The sequence below is a fragment of the Actinomadura sp. RB99 genome (assembly GCF_014706005.1).
Classification (GTDB): Bacteria; Actinomycetota; Actinomycetes; order Streptosporangiales; family Streptosporangiaceae; genus Spirillospora.
In genome coordinates this window covers 16,746-32,915 of record NZ_JABMCA010000018.1, presented here as the reverse complement: position 1 = coordinate 32,915, position 16,170 = coordinate 16,746, and the positions used below count along the sequence as shown (strand labels likewise).

The 16,170-nt window shown below is 74.0% G+C and carries 17 protein-coding genes; 9 read left to right on the top strand and 8 right to left on the bottom strand.

Annotated features, from left to right (window positions below):
- The first annotated feature begins 21 nt into the window (after positions 1–21).
- Positions 22–723 (top strand): dihydrofolate reductase family protein, encoded by a 702-nt coding sequence (locus tag amrb99_RS18380; RefSeq protein ID WP_190857331.1) that lies wholly within the window; start codon positions 22–24, stop codon positions 721–723.
- Here the strand turns inward: amrb99_RS18380 and amrb99_RS18375 are convergent.
- Entirely contained in the window at positions 705–1,427 is a 723-nt protein-coding gene (locus amrb99_RS18375) for a pyrimidine reductase family protein (protein ID WP_190857329.1), read from the bottom strand. The genes amrb99_RS18380 and amrb99_RS18375 overlap by 19 nt on opposite strands.
- Before the next feature lie 154 nt (positions 1,428–1,581).
- Here amrb99_RS18375 and amrb99_RS18370 point away from each other — a divergent pair, with 154 nt between their 5' ends.
- Positions 1,582–1,983 (top strand): hypothetical protein, encoded by a 402-nt coding sequence (locus tag amrb99_RS18370; protein ID WP_190857323.1) that lies wholly within the window; start codon positions 1,582–1,584, stop codon positions 1,981–1,983.
- 65 nt (positions 1,984–2,048) lie between these two features.
- On the opposite strand, the gene glgX is transcribed toward amrb99_RS18370, so the two are convergent.
- The 4 genes from glgX to amrb99_RS18350 form a co-directional block, all read right to left on the bottom strand.
- Positions 2,049–4,139, bottom strand: a complete 2,091-nt coding sequence (gene glgX / locus amrb99_RS18365) for a glycogen debranching protein GlgX (RefSeq protein WP_190857321.1) — start codon at positions 4,137–4,139, stop codon at positions 2,049–2,051.
- A 107-nt stretch (positions 4,140–4,246) separates the two neighbouring features.
- Positions 4,247–4,777 carry a GNAT family N-acetyltransferase gene (locus amrb99_RS18360; RefSeq protein WP_190857319.1) on the bottom strand — a complete coding sequence of 177 codons (531 nt, stop codon included), beginning with the start codon at positions 4,775–4,777 and terminating at the stop codon, positions 4,247–4,249.
- 115 nt (positions 4,778–4,892) lie between these two features.
- Positions 4,893–5,456: a DUF4262 domain-containing protein gene (locus amrb99_RS18355; protein ID WP_190857317.1), complete on the bottom strand. Its 564-nt coding sequence runs from the start codon at positions 5,454–5,456 to the stop codon at positions 4,893–4,895.
- 75 nt (positions 5,457–5,531) lie between these two features.
- A complete protein-coding gene (locus amrb99_RS18350; RefSeq protein WP_190857315.1) occupies positions 5,532–7,280 on the bottom strand; it encodes a CocE/NonD family hydrolase in 1,749 nt (582 codons plus the stop codon).
- 325 nt (positions 7,281–7,605) lie between these two features.
- On the opposite strand from amrb99_RS18350, the gene amrb99_RS18345 reads away from it, so the two are divergent.
- Positions 7,606–7,929 carry an Lsr2 family protein gene (locus amrb99_RS18345; RefSeq protein ID WP_190857313.1) on the top strand — a complete coding sequence of 108 codons (324 nt, stop codon included), beginning with the start codon at positions 7,606–7,608 and terminating at the stop codon, positions 7,927–7,929.
- Positions 7,930–8,233: 304 nt separating this feature from the next.
- The gene (tatA, locus tag amrb99_RS18340) at positions 8,234–8,587 is read left to right on the top strand and encodes a Sec-independent protein translocase subunit TatA (protein ID WP_241755666.1); all 354 of its coding nucleotides are present in this window, start codon (positions 8,234–8,236) and stop codon (positions 8,585–8,587) included.
- Positions 8,588–8,648: 61 nt separating this feature from the next.
- On the opposite strand, the gene amrb99_RS53195 is transcribed toward tatA, so the two are convergent.
- Complete coding sequence (locus amrb99_RS53195; RefSeq protein ID WP_190857311.1) at positions 8,649–9,110, bottom strand: CBS domain-containing protein; 462 nt, start codon at positions 9,108–9,110, stop codon at positions 8,649–8,651.
- A gap of 181 nt (positions 9,111–9,291) precedes the next feature.
- Here amrb99_RS53195 and amrb99_RS18330 point away from each other — a divergent pair, with 181 nt between their 5' ends.
- Positions 9,292–10,572, top strand: coding sequence for an ArsB/NhaD family transporter (locus tag amrb99_RS18330; RefSeq protein ID WP_190857309.1), 1,281 nt, complete (start codon positions 9,292–9,294; stop codon positions 10,570–10,572).
- On the opposite strand, the gene amrb99_RS18325 is transcribed toward amrb99_RS18330, so the two are convergent.
- Positions 10,526–11,221 (bottom strand): phosphatase PAP2 family protein, encoded by a 696-nt coding sequence (locus tag amrb99_RS18325; RefSeq protein ID WP_190857307.1) that lies wholly within the window; start codon positions 11,219–11,221, stop codon positions 10,526–10,528. The genes amrb99_RS18330 and amrb99_RS18325 overlap by 47 nt on opposite strands.
- A gap of 143 nt (positions 11,222–11,364) precedes the next feature.
- On the opposite strand from amrb99_RS18325, the gene amrb99_RS18320 reads away from it, so the two are divergent.
- The 3 genes from amrb99_RS18320 (at position 11,365) to amrb99_RS18310 (ending at position 14,074) form a co-directional block, all read left to right on the top strand.
- On the top strand, positions 11,365–12,057 hold the full coding sequence (locus amrb99_RS18320) for an RNA polymerase sigma factor (protein WP_190857305.1): 693 nt from the start codon (positions 11,365–11,367) through the stop codon (positions 12,055–12,057).
- Entirely contained in the window at positions 12,050–13,012 is a 963-nt protein-coding gene (locus amrb99_RS18315; RefSeq protein ID WP_190857302.1) for a CU044_5270 family protein, read from the top strand. The genes amrb99_RS18320 and amrb99_RS18315 overlap by 8 nt, the downstream gene beginning before the upstream one ends.
- A 171-nt stretch (positions 13,013–13,183) precedes the next feature.
- Positions 13,184–14,074 (top strand): hypothetical protein, encoded by an 891-nt coding sequence (locus tag amrb99_RS18310; protein ID WP_190857300.1) that lies wholly within the window; start codon positions 13,184–13,186, stop codon positions 14,072–14,074.
- Here amrb99_RS18310 and amrb99_RS18305 read toward each other — a convergent pair.
- Positions 14,071–15,285 carry an MFS transporter gene (locus tag amrb99_RS18305; RefSeq protein ID WP_190857297.1) on the bottom strand — a complete coding sequence of 405 codons (1,215 nt, stop codon included), beginning with the start codon at positions 15,283–15,285 and terminating at the stop codon, positions 14,071–14,073. The genes amrb99_RS18310 and amrb99_RS18305 overlap by 4 nt on opposite strands.
- Before the next feature lie 73 nt (positions 15,286–15,358).
- On the opposite strand from amrb99_RS18305, the gene amrb99_RS18300 reads away from it, so the two are divergent.
- A complete protein-coding gene (locus amrb99_RS18300; protein ID WP_190857295.1) occupies positions 15,359–16,117 on the top strand; it encodes a DeoR/GlpR family DNA-binding transcription regulator in 759 nt (252 codons plus the stop codon).
- The last annotated feature ends 53 nt before the right edge of the window (positions 16,118–16,170 follow it).

Here is a 16,170-nt window from a genome sequence, read left to right as displayed (position 1 = left end):
GGGCTCGGTAACCTGCAGGTCATGCGCCGTCTGCTGCCCGGACCCACCGCCGAGGACATCGACCCGTACGAGGCGTACGGCGACGCCCCCGCGCTGCGGCTCGGCATGGTGATGAGCGCCGACGGATCGGTCACCGACGCCGAGGGCTGGACCGACGGCCTCGGCGGCGCCGCCGACTTCCGGGTGTTCCGGACGCTCCGGGCGCTCGCCGGCGCGATCCTCGTAGGTGCCGCCACCGCCCGCACCGGGCGGCTCGGCCCCGCCCGCCTACGCCCGGACCTGCGCGCGCGCCGGGGCGGGGCGCCCGCGCCCATCGCCGTGGTGAGCCGCTCCCTCGATCTCGACTGGACGCTCCCGCTGTTCACCGAAGCGGAGACACCGACGATCGTGGTGACGACAGAGCGCGCGCGGGACGCCGTCCCGTCCGGGATCCCGGTGGTTGCGGCAGGGGACGACGATGTCGACCTCCCCGAGGCCCTGCGCGTCCTGCGCGAGGACCTCGGCCACGAGCACCTGCTCTGCGAGGGCGGTCCGGCACTGGCCACCGCGCTCATCCGGGCGTCGCTGGTGGACGAGCTGTGCCTCAACATCGCGCCCGCGCTCCTCGGCAGCCCGCGCCACACGCGCCTCCTCGGGGTCCTCGACGCCGAGGTCCCCGTCGAGCCGGTGGCCGTCCACCTGGACGAGGGCGTCCTGTTCGTCCGCTACCGGCTGCGCGCGTAGCGCAGGAACAGGAAGTCGTCCTCCTCCAGCGCGTGCCCGAGCCGGAACTCCGCAGGGACGGGGAACGGCGGGCCGTTCAGGATCCGCGCCGGGTGCCCGGCGAGCAGCATCGGGCTGAGCGTCAGGCACAGCTCGTCCAGCAGCCCGGCCTCCACGACCTGCGCCAGCACCCAGGGGCCGCCCTCGCACAGCAGCCGGTGGAACCCGCGCGCCGCCAGCTCGCGGACGGCGACCGTGAAGTCGAGCGCTTCGTCGCCGGCGACGATGACGTCCGCGCGCTCCTTCGCCGCCCGCAGCCGCGCCGGGTCGGCGGCCGCGGCGGTGAGCACGATCGTCGGGACGGCCGCCTCGGTGAACAGGGGCGCGTCGAAGTCCAGGTCGAGGGTGCGGGAGACGACCGCGAGCGGCGGCACCGGCGGCCGGCCGTCGCGCACCGCGCCCCAGCTCTCGCGGGCCTTGACCGGCCCGTACCCCTCGGCGCGGACCGTCCCGGCGCCCACGATCACGGCGTCGGCGAGCCCGCGCAGCAGCAGGAACAGCTCCTGGTCGGCGGCGTTGCCGAGGCCGCCGCTGCGCTCGTCGCGCTGCGCCGCCCCGTCCAGGCTGGCGACCATGTTGGCGCGCAGCCACGTCCCGCCGCCCGGCGGGTAGGCGTAGCGCTCGATGAGGTCGACGGGCTCGGAGGACGGCGTCAGGGTGCGCATAGAAGTCACAAGTTACTGCACCCGCAGGACAGGCCGATCTGACCGTTCTGCTCACTCAGCGTACGGCAATATGCACGAATCCGTCATGGCGCGGCGATCGGCACGCGACACTTGGTGCGGGGACACCGTAGAACTGCACCGAAAGGAGCGGGGGGTGGAGTTCGCCGCACTCGTCGCGTGGGTCCTCGCCGCCACGGCCGGCGGCTACCTGCTGATCAAATGGCTGACGAGCGGGGGCCGGGGCACGAAGGTCACCCGGTTCCCGGTCCTGGTGGTCATCGGGCATCCGCTGGCCGCCGTCGTCGGTCTCTGCGTCTGGATCGGCTACCTGGCGACCGGCCGCGCCGCGTTCGCCTGGGTCGCGTTCGCCGCGCTGCTGGTCGTGATCCTCCAGGGGTTCATGCTGCTGACGCGCTGGCTCGTCGGGGGCGGCGGCCGGCACGCGCGCGGCCGCGACCAGACGTTCCCGGCCGCCGCCGTCGCCTTCCACGGCCTGATCGCGGTCACCACGTTCGTCCTGGTCTTCCTCACCGCCATGGAGGTGAGTCGAACCTGAGGCAGCGGAACCGAACCTGAGGCAGCGGAACCGGACCCGACCCTCACGGGCGCGCCCGCGGAGTGTCAGCCCCTGCGCAGTACCGTGAGGGAGCGGTCCGGGACGGAGACCTCGTCGCGGGCCTTGACGCGGGGCCGCTCCCCGGCCCCGGCCGGGTCGGCGGTGTCGAGGACGAACTCCCAGCGCTCGCCGTACTCCGCGCCGGGCAGGGTGAACTCGACGGCGTCGGACCCGGCGTTGACCAGCAGCAGGAACGAGTCGTCGCGGACGCGGCGGCCCCGCGGGTCGGGCTCGGTGATGGCGTCGCCGTTGAGGAACACGCCCAGCGACTTGGCGAAGCCGACGTTCCAGTCCTCGTCGGTCATGCTCTCGCCGGCGGGCGTCAGCCAGGCGATGTCGGCGGCGGCGCCCGTCCCGGTGCCGGTGAAGAAGCGGCGGCGCCGGAACACCGGATGGTCGTGGCGGAGCCGCGACACGATCCGGATGAACTCCATGTCGCCGGGCTCGTCCCAGTGCACCCACGCCAGCTCGTTGTCCTGGCAGTAGGCGTTGTTGTTGCCCCGCTGGGTGCGGCCCAGTTCGTCGCCGTGCAGCAGCATCGGGACGCCCTGCGACAGGAACAGCGTGGCGAGGAAGTTGCGGCGCTGGCGGGCCCGCAGGTCCAGCACGCCGGGGTCGCGGGTCGGGCCCTCTTGCCCGCAGTTCCAGGACCGGTTGTCGTCGGTGCCGTCGCGGTTGGACTCGCCGTTGGCCTCGTTGTGCTTGTGGTCGTAGGAGACGAGGTCGGTCAGCGTGAACCCGTCGTGGCAGGTCACGAAGTTGATGGACGCGAACGGCCGCCGCGCGCTGTGCTCGTACAGGTCCGACGACCCGGTCAGCCGGGACGCGAACTCCGGCATCGTCGCGTACGAGCCGCGCCAGAAGTCGCGGACGGTGTCGCGGTACTTGCCGTTCCACTCCGTCCACAGCGGCGGGAAGTTGCCGACCTGGTAGCCGCCCTCGCCGACGTCCCACGGCTCGGCGATCAGCTTGACCTGGGAGACGACGGGGTCCTGCTGGACGAGGTCGAAGAACGCGGCGAGCCGGTCGACGTCGTGCAGCTCGCGGGCGAGCGCGGAGGCGAGGTCGAACCGGAACCCGTCGACGTGCATCTCCAGGATCCAGTAGCGCAGCGAGTCCATGATGAGCTGCAGCGCGTGCGGGTTGCGGACGTTGAGGGAGTTGCCGCAGCCGGTGTAGTCGAGGTGGTAGCGCTTGTCGTCGTCGCGGAGCCGGTAGTAGGACGCGTTGTCGATGCCGCGGAACGACAGCGTCGGACCGAGGTGGTCGCCCTCCGCGGTGTGGTTGTAGACGACGTCCAGGATGACCTCGATGCCCGCCTCGTGCAGGGCGCGGACCATCGCCTTGAACTCCAGCACCTGCTCGCCGGCCTGCCCGGACGAGCTGTAGGAGTTGTGCGGGGCGAAGAACCCGATCGTGTTGTAGCCCCAGTAGTTGTCCAGTCCGCGCGCCACGAGCGCGTGCTCGGGGATCGACTGGTGCACCGGCATCAGCTCGACGGCCGTCACGCCGAGGTCGACCAGGTGGTCGATCATCACCGGGTGCCCGAGGCCCGCGTAGGTGCCGCGCTGCTCCTCCGGGACGCCCGGGTGCAGCTTCGTCAACCCCTTGACGTGCGCCTCGTAGATCACGCTCTCGTGGTACGGGACGCGCGGCGGCCGGTCGTCCCCCCAGTCGAAGAACGGGTTCACGACGACGTTCTTCGGCATGTACGGGGCGCTGTCGTCCTCGTTCAGCGCGTCGGGGTCGTCGAACCGGTAGGAGAACAGCGACTCGTGCCAGCGGACGCCGCCCTCGACGGCCTTGCCGTACGGGTCGAGCAGCAGCTTCGCGGGATTGCAGCGGTCCCCGTCACGGGGGCTGAACGGGCCGTGCACCCGGTAGCCGTAGCGCTGCCCGGGGCCGACGCCGGGCAGGTACCCGTGCCAGACGAACCCGTCCACCTCGGGCAGGTCGCGCCGGGTCTCGGTCCCGTCGGCGTCGAACAGGCACAGCTCGACCCGCCGGGCCACCTCCGAGAACAGCGCGAAGTTCGTGCCGGTGCCGTCCCAGGTGGCGCCCAGCGGGTACGGATCCCCGGGCCAGACCTCCCGCATGTGCTCCCTCTCGTCGACCGACCGATGCCGCCTGCCCCGCAGCGCGTTCCCCGTCGATTCTGGACTACTCCCGCCTTGCCCGCCCGCCACGGCGCGATATCAGAGTGTCACGGAGGCGGGTCCGCGCGGGGAAGGCGCCAGATCGTCTCGCCGTCGGCGGTCTCGCCGGTGGGGCGCAGCCCGAGGCGGGACGCGACGGACGCCGAGGCCCGGTTGGCGGGGTGGATCGCGGCGGTGAGCACCGCGATGCCGTGCCCGGTGAGCCAGCCGGCCAGCGCGCGGGCGGCCTCGGTGGCGAAGCCGAACCCCTGGTAGGGCATGCCGATCACCCAGGCGAGCGCGGCCTGCGGCCCGCCGGGCGCGGGCGTGACGGTCGCCTGGACGTAGCCGACGGCCTGCCCGTCGCGGGCGCGGCGGACGATCCAGTTGAGCCAGTACTCCTGGTGGAAGGGGGCGGGCCCGGCGACGAGGTGCTCGTAGCGGGCGCGGAGCTCGTCGAGGCTGAGGGGCTCGCCGCCGATGTAGGCGTGCAGGCGCGGGTCGTCCAGGACGGGGGCCATCTCGTCGGCGTGGTGGACCGCCAGCGGCTCCAGGACGAGGCGCTGGGTCCGGATGGTCTCGGCGATCGGCCCGTACACCCGCCGATCGTATGCCCTGCCCGCCCTGCGCACCGCTCGTCGCGGGCACTGCTCGTCGTGCGCCCTTCCCGTGGTGCCGCACTGCCCGTGGTGCCGCACTGCCCGGCGCGGCCGGTCAGCCGTGGCCGGCGGTGTGGCGGCGCGTCCAGGCTCCGGCGGGATGCTGGGTGGGGGCGAGCCACAGCCACGGCTGGGAGTGCCGGAACGGCAGGTCGGTGCCGGGCTGCCAGGGGAACAGGCCCTCGGCGTTGGGCCAGACGACCTGGAGGAACGGCAGCGGCGGCCGGCGGTAGAAGGCGACCGCGCCGCGGAACAGGCCCTCGTACCAGCGCGGGTCGACGGCGCGGAACGCGGCGGTCTGGCCGCGGACGGCGCCCTCGCGGCGCTCGCCGTCGGCGGGCGCCCGGCCCTCCGCCGCCTCCCGTCCGAGGGCGTTGAGCACCTCCTCGGTCTCGTACACGTCGCCGCCGAACATCGCCAGCTCGGGCGCGCGGTGGCTGTGCCACAGCCCGATGGTGTACGCCCAGCCGGGGCCGTCGGCGTCGGGGTGGACGAGGACGACGCTCCACCCGTACTGGGTGATGTGCACGATGGTGCGGAGCTGGAAGTTGTCCAGGCGGTCGCGGTCCCCGTAGTCGCGGCAGATCACGCAGGTGCATGAGGGGCGACCGTCGGACATGCCGTCAGCTTACGATCATTTCGGCCGCCGGTCCGCCCCCGCGGGAACGGACCGGCGACGGTCCCCGCTACGCGCTCACCGCAGCGTGGGCAGGGTGAGCACGCCGGGGTCGGCGGGCCCGGTCCGGACGGTGACCGGCAGGACGCCGCGGTTGCCCAGGTAGGACAGGTCGCTGGAGGCGATCGCGACGCGCAGCCGGTGGCCCTTGGCGAACCGGTGCACGATCGACGGCAGCGCGACCGTCAGCGGCTTGCGGACGTCGGCGACCCGCACGGGGGAGACGAGCCGGTGGACGAGCGAGACGGAGCCGTCCGGCGCGACGTCGTACAGCTTGGCGAACAGGATGAGGCGCCCGTTGACGCCGGACTTCTGCGACCGCACGGCGGCGGGGGAGTCCAGCCGGACCGTGAGGGCGGGGGAGCCGACGACGTCGGTGTCGGCGGCGAGCGGGGCGCCGGTCCAGGCGACGGCGGTGCCGGGGGCGTCGGCGGGCGGGACGTCGTCCAGGCCGAGCGCGCCCTGCACGGCGGAGACCTCGGAGAACGACGTCGGGATCCAGGGCAGGTTGGCGTAGCTGGCGGCGCCCTCGGCGACGGCCTTGCGGTCGGTGACGAGCCTGTCCTTGCCGGAGAGGTAGAGCGTCCGGTTCCGCGCGGCCGCGGTGCCGTAGGCGGGCGCGGCGTTGCCCTGGTAGTTCACCCAGGGGCGGAAGTAGGTGAACGCCGGGCCGGTGCCGGTGGGGCGGCCCATGAGGTAGTGGTCGAACCAGGCGGCGACGCGCTGCCCGGTGTAGCTGCCGGTGACGTCGGCGAGGTCGCCGTCGCCGGGGACCTTGCCGCCGCTGTGCCCGGACGACTGCCAGATCATCTTCACCGGGGTGCGCTGCGCGGTGAGCTGCTCGTAGGTGGCCGTGGCCTCCTGGAGGTCGAAGAGGCTGTCGGTCTCGCCCTGGACGATCAGCGTCGGCACCTTGATCTTCGGCATGTAGGACGCGACGGACGCGGCCTTCATGTACGCCATGCTCGCCTGCTGCGGCACGCCGAAGACCAGGCTCTCGCCGACGGCCTGGCACAGGATCGTCGGGAAGTTCGGGCAGCCGAGCAGCCGTCCGGGGTCGGCCTTGCCGTTGGTGAGCCCGGCGGACACGCCCTCGCCGAAGAACCCGAGCGCCCAGACCAGCTTGGTGACGCCGGGGTCGGTGCTCGGCCTCCCGTCGACGACCTGGTTGTTCGGGGCGAGCGAGTAGCGCAGGTCGCGCCAGGTGATCATCGGGACGATGGTGTCGATCCGGCGGTCGACGCCGGCCGCGGCGAACTGGATCTGGCCGCCGTAGGAGCCGCCGACCATGCCGACGCGCGGGTCGCCGGCCCGGTCCAGCCGGACGGCGTCGAGCCGCGTCCCGTCCTTGGCGGCCTTCTTCCCGGCCAGATAGTCGACGAGTTGGCTCGCCGCGGCGCCGTCCCAGTCGGGGTGGTCGAGCGTGATGCGGCAGCCGCTGCCGCCGAATCCGAGTCCGGAATAGGACAGGACCGCGTATCCGCGCTGCGCGTAGGTCTTGCCGAGCCCGGCCTGGTCGTCCTTGGACCCGCCGAATCCGTTGGTCGTGAGGATGGCGGGCACCCGGTGCGCGGCGGACGCCCCGGACGGCAGGTACAGGTCGCCGACCACGTCGCAGTGCTGGTCGTGCTTCGGCCCGACCGCGACGTCGAAATGCAGTGTCCTCACCGTGTAGGCATCGGCCGCGTGGGCCGGGAGGGCGCTCACGCCGCCCGCCGCGATGAGCGCGGCGGCGGAGGTGGACAGGAGGGCGCGACGGCGCGGCATGGGGCGGCTCCGGGACCGGGGGAACAGGGGGCTGATCTTTACTACCGTCTGGTAAGGCAGCTGTCCAGATACGAACGTGAACTTTCTTCGGACGCGTCCCGGGGGGCGGCGTCCGGGGGCGCGGCGGCTCTCGGCCGCGTCCCGAGGGTCAGGCGCGCTTGGTGTCCCGCTGACCTGGACGACGGATTCGGCGCCCCGGCCATGCGCGCGCATGACGAAATCCTCACCCGTTGAGGAAATACATTAATCGGGGTTCCGCCAATACCGCGGCCGCCGAGCATCTACTATTCTTCGAACTGAGCAATAAACGGAACGGAGATGGCTCATGGCGCAGAAGGTCCAGGTCTCACTGGTGGACGACCTCGATGGCGGCGCGGCGGTGGAAACGGTGTCCTTCGCCCTTGACGGCAGGGCGTACGAGATCGACCTGAACAAGAAGAACGCGGCGAAGTTGCGCAAGGTCATCGCGCCCTACCGGGACAGCGCCCGCAAGGTCCGCCCGGCCGGCCGCAAGACCGCGACGCGCACCGCGAGCACCCGCGAGCGCAGCGCGGAGATCCGCGACTGGGCCAGGTCGGCGGGTATCCCGGTCAACGACCGAGGCCGCATCCCGGCGAACGTCGTCCAGCAGTACGAGGCCGCTCACTGAGCACTCTTCCCGGCCGCCGGACAGCCGGCCGGAGACGGTCCCGACGCCTTTCCGGCGACCCTGTCCCGGAACGGTTTCCCTGGATGGCCGGCCGTCTTAGGAAGTGCCGCCGCGCACTCCCTCGACCCGGCAAGTGACGACCGCCGCATTGCCCGCCGAAGGGCCGGTCCGCCGGCCATCGGGGCGAACAATACGGCGGCGGCATGAGCGGGCGACCCGCCCGCCCGGCACGGGCCCGCAGCGCGCGGGCCGGTGCGCCCGCGTCCGAGCGCGGCCGCCCGGTGATCGTTGCGCGGTTGCGCGAATGGGTGAGAGTACGCTGGACGCGCACCGGGACAAAGGGGAGGCGCTGATGGGCGAGTTCTCGCCGTCGCACTGGCTGATCGTCGGCATCGTGGTGGTGCTGCTCTTCGGCTCCAAGAGGCTGCCGGACGCGGCCAGGGCGCTCGGCAGGTCGATGCGCATCCTCAAGTCCGAGACGCAGGGCCTGCGCGACGACACGGCCCCCGCCGCGGACACGGCCCCGGACGCCTTCGTGCCGGACGCGATCCAGCGCGCCGAGCCGGACACCGCCCAGGACAAGCGCGACCTCGCCGCCCGCCTCCGCGAGGAGGCCGCCCGCATCGAGAGCGCCGCCCCGACCGCCAAGACCACCTGACCTGCGCCGCCCTCCGCTCCACCTGCGCCCCGCCCCGGGGCGCCGGCGCGGTGAGCGCCGCTCAGGCGGGCGGCAGGACGCGGGTGAGCAGGTCGGCGACCGTGATCGCGCCGATCATGGGCGCGTCGGTGCTGCGCGGATCGCCGGAGACCGCGACGACCGGGCTGCGCGCGGCGGCCATCACGCTGGCGATCTCCATGACGGTCGCGTCGGCGTCCACCACGGGCGGCGGCGTCCGGTTCGCGGGCAGCAGGTCGGCGACGCGCTTGCCGGCGAGCCGCTCGCACAGCCGGTCGGCGTGCCCCTCGTCGTAGGCGCGGGCCAGCGCCGGGTCGTCGCGCACGTACTGCGGGATGAGCGCGCCGAGCAGCTGGGAGCCGGGAAGGACGGCCTTCGGGCGGTGCCGCTCGTCCACCACGATCAGCCCGAGCAGCCGGTGCTCGGCCAGCAGCCGGGCCGCGTCCGTCGCGCTCGTGTCGGCGGTGACGGTGGGATGGTCCACGGCGAGTTCTCCGGCGCGCACAACCCCGACCGTAGCAGGGGCGCGGCCGGCCGGCACCGCCGACGTCACCGCCGGTCGGACGGGCGGTCGCGGCGCTCCCGCGTGGAAAACGCCCCGGAATCCCGTTAGGGTCGGTGAACGGTGTGCCGGGAAGTCTGGTCGGCGTCGTACAGCCGACCCCGAAAGACTCCCAGGAGCCGCCTTGGCCGCCGTAGCCGCAGTCACGATCTTCGTCGTCGCGTACGTGCTGATCGCGTCGGAGAGGATCCCCCGGACGGCGGTGGCGCTCGGCGGCGCCGGGCTGATGCTGCTGCTGCACGTCACCGACGCCCGCGCCGCGTTCTTCTCCGAGCGGACCGGCATCGACTGGAACGTCGTCTTCCTGCTGCTCGGCATGATGGTGATCGTCTCGGTGCTGCGGCAGACCGGGGTGTTCGAGTACGTCGCGATCTGGGCGGCGAAGCGGGCGCGCGGCAGGCCCTACCGGCTGATGGTGATGCTGGTGCTGATCACCGCGGGCGCGTCGGCGCTGCTGGACAACGTCACCACCGTGCTGCTGGTCGTGCCGGTCACCTTCCTGGTGTGCGAGCGGCTCGGCCTGGACGTCGTCCCGTACCTGATCGCCGAGGTGATGGCGTCCAACATCGGCGGCACCGCGACGCTCGTCGGGGACCCGCCCAACATCATCATCGCCAGCCGCGGCGGCCTGACGTTCAACGACTTCCTCGTCAACCTGGCGCCCCTGGTGGTCGGGCTGATCGCGGTGTTCTGCCTGCTGTGCCGGTGGCTGTTCCGGTCTGCGTTCGTCTACGACGCCGACCGGGCGGCGGAGGTGATGGCGCTGCGCGAGCGGGAGGCCATCACCGACCGGCTGCTGCTGTGGCAGGGACTGGCGGTGCTCGCCGCGGTGATCCTGGCGTTCGTCCTGCACCCCGTCCTGGACTACGAGCCGTCGGTGGTGGCGCTGCTGGGGGCGGGGCTGCTGGTCGCCGCGACGAAGGTCACCACCGAGCAGGCGCTGGCGGAGGTGGAGTGGCCGACGCTGGTGTTCTTCGCGGGGCTGTTCGTGATGGTCGGCGGGCTGGTCGAGACGGGCGTCATCGCGCACGTGGCGCGGGCGGCGGCCGACGTGACCGGCGGGGACCTCGGCGCCGCGTCGATGCTGCTGCTGTGGGCGTCGGGGCTGCTGTCGGCGATCGTGGACAACATCCCCTACGTCGCGACGATGAGCCCGATCGTCTCCGACCTCGTCCAGCAGCACCCCGGGACCGGCGGGCACGTGCTGTGGTGGGCGCTGGCGCTCGGCTCCGACCTCGGCGGCAACGCGACCGCGATCGGCGCGAGCGCCAACGTCGTCGTGCTGGGCATCGCCGCCCGCAACGGCACCCCGATCGGCTTCTGGCGGTTCACCCGCTACGGGCTGGTCGTCACGGCCGTCACCGTGGCCCTGTGCGTCCCCTACCTGTGGCTGCGCTACCTGTGACCGGCCGCGCGCCCGCCGGTCCGGCGGCGGGCCGGGCGGCCAGCAGCGGGGACAGCGGGCCGTGCCGCAGCCGTCCGACGAGCGGCGTCGCGACGCGGCGCAGCAGCAGGGCGGCGAGGCAGGCGACCGGCACCGCGAGGACGACCGAGCCGACCACGTCGTGGGGGTAGTGGCCGCCGACGTAGACGCGGGTGAACGCCTCGAAGGCGGCGAAGACCGCGGCGATGGCGGCCAGCCGCCGGTCGAGCAGGAACAGGGCGGCGGCCGCCGCGGCGGCGGCCGTGGTGTGCCCGCTGGGGAAGGCGTAGTCGGACGGCGCCGGGCACGCCTCGACGATGAACGCGTGCGGCATCGCCCGGCACGGGCGCGGCTCCTCGACGATCTTCTTGACGACCTCGGCGGCGGCGAACGCGACGCCGACGGCGACGGGGGCGGCCAGCGCGAGGGCCATCGCCGCCGCGTCCCGGTGCCGCGCCCGCCACCAGGCGGCCAGCATCAGCACGGCGAAGACGGCGAGGCCGGCGTTGGTCCACCACTCCAGGGGGCCGTTGAGCCACCGGGTGTCGCGGGCGAGATGCGTGACGGCGGTGAAGAGCGGGCCGTCGACGCGGGAGCCGTCGAAGGCCAGGGGTGCCGGGGCGGCGGTCATCCGGGGTCATCCTGTTCGGTCGCACATGAACGTCTACAGAACTGTAGACGCTCTGGGGAGCGGACGTGTTCGATCCCGGGGGACCCAAGGGCGCGCGGCCGGGCAACAAAGGATGATCAGTCCTCGACCCGAGAGGCCCGCCCATGCCCCCGACAAGCCGGTCGTCACCGGTCCGTCCCCTCCCGGCGCCGGCCGCGGAGCCCGCCCGGCCGCCCGCCGGAGAGGCCGCCCGAGCCGTCCGGGACCCCGCCGCGGAGCCGTCCGGGGAGCCGACCGACGCGGCGCTGATCGCCGCGTCCCGGTCCGATCCCGAGCGGTTCGCCGCGCTGTTCCGCCGGCACGCCCCGGCGATCATGCGGTACACGGTGCGGCGCCTCGGCCAGGACCCGGCCGAGGACATCGTCGCCGAGACCTTCCTGGTCGCGTTCCGCCGCCGCGCCGCCTACGACGCGGAGCGCCCGGACGCGCGCCCGTGGCTCTACGGGATCGCCACCAACCTGATCCGGCGGCACCGCCGCGCCGAGGTGCGCGCGCTGCGGGCGCTCGCCCGCGGCGGCACGGACCCGGTCACCGAGCCCTTCACCGACGCCGTCGAGGACCGGGTGCACGCCGGCGCCAGCTCCCAGGCCCTCGCCGGCGCGATCGCCGCGCTGCCCGCCGCGCAGCGCGAGGTCCTGCTGCTGGTGACGTGGGCCGGGCTGACCTACGACGAGGTCGCCGAGGCGCTCGGCGTCCCGTCCGGGACCGTCCGGTCCCGGATGAACCGGATCCGCCGCAAGCTCCGCGGCGCGCTCGGCGACGCCGCCGACCCCCACCGGGAGGCCCACGATGGATGAACTGACGCTGGTGGAGCGCCTGCGCTCCGAGATCCCCGAGGACCCGGACGTTTCCGGCGCCGAGCGCCGCTGGCGCGACCGGGCCCTGGCCGCCGGCACGGCCGGCGGCGCGGACGCCCCCGCGCGGAGGCGCCGGCCCCGCAGGCCGCTGCTGCTGTCCGGGGTCGCCGCGGCGGCCTGCGCGACCGTGGGGGCGACCGTCGTGGCGACGTACCGGCCGGCGGAGCCGCCCCCGCCGCCCGCCGCCGTCGGGGCGTTGCTCGACCAGGCCGCCGACCGCGCCGGCACCGATCCGGTCCCGCGGCCCGACCAGTTCGTCTACCAGGACACGATCGAACTGCGCCGGGTCATGAACACGGGGCGCTGGTACAAGGACCGCAACCAGTCGTGGATCTCGGTCGACGGGTCCCGGACCGGACTCGTCCGCCTGAAGAACTGGATCCGGCCCCGGCCGGACGAGGGGGTCCCGCCGGACGGCGACAGCGTCCTCAAGCCCTGCGGGCAGGTGCCGCCGATCGAGCGGCCCTACCTCGGCGACGTCCCCGCCGACCCGGACGCCCTGCTCCGGCTGCTGGCGACCAGCGGCGACGGCACGCGGGCCGAGCGGCAGTGGGAGGCCGTCATCGACCTGATCGACCGGCCGGCGCCGCCCGCCGTGCGCGCGGCGCTGTTCCGCGCCATCGCCCGCATCTCCGGGGTGCGGCTGGCGAGCGACTCGGTCGACGCGGTCGGGCGGCACGGCGTCGCGGTCACCCGCACGCGGGACGGGATGCGGGAGGAGCTCGTCTTCGACCCCGTGACCCACCGGTACCTGGGGACCCGGAACGTCGTCACCCGCTCCAGCGACCAGCTCGGGAAGCGCGGGTCGACCCTGTTCGCCAGCGCGGTGGTGCGGACCGAGATCGTCGACAAGGTCCCGGAGCCCGTTCCGGGGGCGGAAATCTCCAACTGCTGAACGGGACGCGGCCCGCGCCCGGCGCCCGTCCCCGGACGGGCGGGCACCCGGGTGCGGGCCGCGCCGTCCGAGAGGCGGGGCGGTTCGTCCGGAAAGGCGCGAAGAATGCGAGATGGCGGCGCTATCGTGTCGCCTGACCATCGCGCTGCCACGCCTCGCACAGGAGCCTTCATGGGCTACCCCCCGCCTCCCGCCCAGCCCGGCCCCGGCGGCCCGCACCACCCCGGTTACGGGCCGGGGGGCTACGGAGCCCCGGCGCCCGGCGGGCCGCCCGCTCCGCCGTACGCGCCGGCGCAGCCCGCCTACCCGCCGAACGGGTACGCGCCCGCCGGGTACCCGCCGCCGCAGCCCGCCTATCCGGCGCCGCAGCAGGGCGGGTACCCCGCGCCGCAGCAAGGCGGCTACCCGCAGCAGGGCGGCTACCCGCAGCAGCAGCCTCCCGGCCAGTACGGCACGGCCCCCGCCGACCTGTACGGCTCGCCGATCCTCGTCTACGACCAGCCGGCGCAGTTCTTCTCGACGGAGGCCAACTACACGATCTGGAGCCCGCAGGGGCAGCCCGCGGCGCACGTCCGGGAGCAGGGGGTCAGCGGGGCGAAGAAGGCCCTGCGCGTCGTCAACCAGGGGAGCCAGACGAAGGCCGAGCGGAAGCTGACGATCTTCCGCCCGGACGGCATGCCGTACTTCCACTTCTACAAGCCGTACGGGTTCATGGGCACGCCGAAGATGCAGGTGCTCACCGCGCAGGGCGGCCTCATCGGGCACCTGCGCAAGCGCGCGATGCGGGGCTGGGAGATCCTCGGCGCGCAGGAGCAGCAGCTCGGCTACTACGAGCTGCTCAGCGGCCGGATCACCGACTGGCAGCAGCAGGAGATCGCCCGCATCCAGCGCGGGTTCGAGGGCATGGGCGAGCTGCTGTCGCAGATGTTCACCGGCGCGGACCGCTACGTGCTCCGGATGCACGCGCCCTTGCAGGAGCCGATGCGGACGCTCGTCCTCGCCTGCCCGCTCGCGTTCGACACCGCCGTCTCCCAGAACCGCAGCATCGGCGGCTGGCTCTAGCCGCACCGCCCTTCGGCGCGGCCGCCCGCCGCGTCGACGGCCGGTTCCGGGACGGAGCCGGCGGTGCCCGCGCGCGGACGGAGGACCCCCGCCGCAGCCGCGGCGGCGACGCAGCACGCGACGGGCAGGAAGAACGTGAGGTTGAGCGGCATGACGCCGGTCAGCGCCCCGATGGCGGCGGGCCCGGCGAGCATCCCGAGGTAGCCGATGCCGGCGACCCGGGAGACGTTGACGCCGGCGGCGTCGCGGTCGGCGTGCCCGGCGGCGCTGAACAGCTGCGGAACGCAGCCGGACAGCCCCGCTCCGAACACCGCCCATCCGGCCAGCGCCAGCGGGATCCACGGGGACAGGGCGGCGGCGGCCATCCCGAGCGCGGCGGCGGACGCCCCGTAGCGCAGGACGGCGACCGCGCCCAGCCGGGCCGCCGCACGGTCGGCGAGCAGCCGCCCGATCGTCATGGTGGTGGCGAAGGCGCCGTAGGCGAGGGCGGCGGTGGCGGCGGGCGCGTGCAGGACGCGGCGCAGGTGCAGCGCGCTCCAGTCGTTGGCCACGCCCTCGCACAGCATGATCACCAGGGCGAGCGCCGCCAGCGCCCAGATCCGCCAGGGCGTCCGCCGCCGCGCCGCCGCGCCGGCCGTCGCGCGGGCGGGCTCCGGCCGCAGCAGCGCGGGCGCCGCCGCCACGGCGACGGCCACGCAGACGACCGCGACGGCGGTGAGCGTGACGGCCGGGCGGACCCCCGCGCCGAGCGTGGCGGCGCCCACGAGCGACGCGAGCACACCGCCGATGGAGTACGTCGCGTGGAACGCCGACATGACGGGCCGCCCGTACCCCCGTTCGACCTGGACGGCGTGCGCGTTCATGCCCACGTTCAGGCCGCCGCCGTTGCAGGCGCCGAGCACCGCCAGCGCGGCCCCGAGCGTCCAGGCGTTCGTGGCCAGACCCGGTCCGACGACCGCGACGCCGCTCAGGGCGGCGCCGATCGGGACGACCCTGCGCGCGCCGAAGCGGTCGGTGAGCGGCCCGATGGCCTGCATGCCCGCGAAGGAGCCCGCCCCGAGCAGCAGCAGGAGCCGGCCCAGCTCGGCGTGGTCGATCCCCGTCCGATGCTCGATGCTGGGGATGTGCACCACCCACATGCCGAGGATGAACCCGGACAGGCCGAAGTAGACGAAGGTGGCCATCCGGCCCGCCCGTAGCGTTCGCTCCATATAGTGAACATAACGAACATCCTCCTGCATCGAAACCTTGCATTCCGAACAAGGATGGTGTTCGATCGCGGGTATGGCGGACACGGAGCGGCTGCGGCGGATCACCGAGGCGGTGCGCGACGCCGGCAGCATCGGCGTCGCGGAGCTGGCCGGCCTCACCGGCGCGTCGGAGATGACCATCCGGCGCGACCTCGACCACCTCGCCGCCCAGGGCGTCCTCGAACGTTACCGGGGCGGCGCGAGGACCCTGCTGCTGCGCGGCGAGGAGCCGCCGTTCGCGGTGCGCGTCCACGAGGAGGTCGAGGCCAAGCGCCGCATCGCCGCCGAGGCCGCCGCGCTCATCGCCGACGGCGAGTCCGTCGTGCTGGACAGCGGCACCACCTGCCTGGAGGTGGCCCGCGCGCTGGAGCACCGGCGGCTGACCGTGATGCCGCTGTCGCTGCACGCGATCAACGCGCTGGCGGGCGCGCCGCGGCTGACCCTGCTGGTGCCCGGCGGCCGGCCGCGCCCCGGCGAGCTGGCGCTCACCGGCCCGCTCGCCGAGGCGTCGCTGGCCGCGCTGCGCTTCGACACCGCGATCATCGGCTGCTGCGGGCTGACCGCGGCGGACGGCCTCACCGCCCACGACCTGGAGGACGCCGCCGTCAAGCGCGCCGCGATCGCCTCCGCCCACCGCGTCGTCGCCGTCACCGAGGCCGCCAAGCTCTCCCGCACCGCGCTCGCGTTCGTCGGCCCCGCGTCCGACCTGGACGCGGTCGTCACCGACGGCTCCGCCCCCCGCGACCGGGTCGCGGAACTGGCCGCCGCAGGCGTGACCGTCCGCACCGTCTGACCCCCGCACCGTCTGAGCCCGCACCGTCCGAGCCCGCACCGTCCGGCCCGCGC